At 71.2% G+C, this 1,691-nt stretch carries 2 protein-coding genes; one reads left to right on the top strand and one right to left on the bottom strand.

All coding sequences use genetic code 11. From position 1 onward, the window contains the following. A partial coding sequence (locus tag AC1DP0_RS21610; RefSeq protein ID WP_478088586.1) for a phosphatase PAP2 family protein occupies window positions 1–727 on the top strand: 727 nt, incomplete at its 5' end. Window positions 728–737: 10 nt separating this feature from the next. Here AC1DP0_RS21610 and AC1DP0_RS21605 read toward each other — a convergent pair. Further along, on the bottom strand, window positions 738–1,523 hold the full coding sequence (locus AC1DP0_RS21605; protein WP_478088584.1) for a DUF1206 domain-containing protein: 786 nt from the start codon (window positions 1,521–1,523) through the stop codon (window positions 738–740). Window positions 1,524–1,691: the final 168 nt, after the last annotated feature.

The following is a 1,691-nucleotide window of genomic DNA, read 5'->3' as shown; positions in this document are numbered from 1 at the left end:
CCACACCTTCGTGCACCGTTACGAGCTCGACTCGTCGCGACCCTCGGTCGGGTCCGCTCTGCGTGACTTCGCCGTGCGCGCGCTGGCGCCCGCGCTCGTGCTCTTCGCCGCGATCGTCGGCGTCGGCTTCCTCATCATGGGCCCCCTCGGTGGGCTGCCCGCCGAGAACGACCTCAGCAAGTCAGTCGCGTCCGGACGGACCGCGCTGATGAACTCGGTGACGATGGTGTGGTCGCACATCGGCAACACCGAGATCGTCATCGGCGTCTGCGTCATCGCCGTGGCCCTGATCTGGTGGCGCACCAAGCAGTGGTGGTATGCCGTGGTGCCGGCCATCGCGATCGCGCTGCAGGCGAGCGTGTTCGTCGCCGCCACCGCCATCGCCGACCGGCCGCGTCCCACGGTCTCGCACCTCGACCCGGCCCCCCCGACGTCGAGCTACCCCAGCGGCCACATGGGCGCCTCGACGGCCCTCTACCTGACCTTCGCGCTCATGGCGCAGCGCATCGAGACCGTGTGGTTGCGCCGACTCGTCACGGTGGTCTGCGCCATCATCCCGCTGCTCGTCGGCTACGCCCGGCTCTACCGCGGCATGCACCACCTCCTCGACATCCTCGTCGGGATGGTCAACGGCATCGTGTGCGCGCTGCTGGCGTGGAACTACCTGCGGCGCCGGACGAGCGGCGACCGCGTGACGGGCGCGGTACGTCAGGCCGTTTCGCGCTGACCGGCGAGCGTCAGACGTCGGCGTGGCGGGCGCGGCCGAAGCTGTAGACGCCGAAGGCGATGAGACCGAGCGCGACGAGAGCGAGCAGCACAGGGCCGCCGGGGGCGCCGAGGAGGTTGTGCAGGGCCCCGTCGAGGCCGCGGGCCTCGCTCGGCTTGTGGCGCACGGCGGCCAGGACGAAGAGGCCGCCGACGATGGCGAGGGCGATGCCCTTTGCGACGTAGCCGACGCGACCGGCCTTGACGATCCACTCGCCGGGTTGGGTCTCGAGGTCCCGGAGGAACTTCTTCTTCCACCCCTTGATGACGTGGTAGACGCCGACACCGACGACGGCCAGGCCGACGGCGGCCACCAGCCACTGGCCCGCGGGCTGCTTCATGAGGCTCGCCGTGAAGTCGGTCGTCTGGCTCTTGCTCGAGGTCCCCCGGCCGCTCGCGAACTTGAACGCCGTCCACGACAGGACGAAGTAGACGATCGCCTTCCCTGCCGCCTTGAGGCGGTCGCTCGTCTCCCAGCCGCCGGAGATCGCCTCGGTGACCTGCCACAGCGCCAGACCCAGCCAGGCGATGACGGCGACCCACAGCATGACCTGCCCGAAGCCGTTGTCGGCCATCGAGCCCAGGGCCCCCGACTGGTCGGCGCTCGTGCCCTTCGAGCCGAAGGCGAGCCGGAGGGCGATCACGCCGATGACGATGTGGAGCACGCCGTTGACGGCGTAACCGACGCGTGCCGCGGTCTCGAGAGCTGGGTGGTCGCCGGCGCGCCGCGAGGCGGACCTGACGTCGGTGGAGTCCATGCGCGCGATCCTGTCAGTCGAGGGGTCCCCGATGTGGGCAATGGGCAACATACCCGCGTCGGGCCCGCCATCGGCGCGTCAGGCGCCCCCCGGACCGCCGGCCCTCACACGAGACGCAGGTGCCGGCGGCGGCCGGCTCGGGCGCGCCGGCGACGGGTGGGCACCGAC

This window comes from Terrabacter sp. P5_B1 (genome assembly GCF_056400505.1).
Note: the sequence above shows the minus strand (reverse complement) of the source record. Positions and strands in the feature narration are given on the sequence as shown.

What these genes read in the sequence shown, in the direction of transcription:
- AC1DP0_RS21605 (WP_478088584.1), bottom strand. Translation starts at nt 1,523, where the DNA reads ATGGACTCCACCGACGTCAGGTCCGCCTCGCGGCGCGCCGGCGACCAC.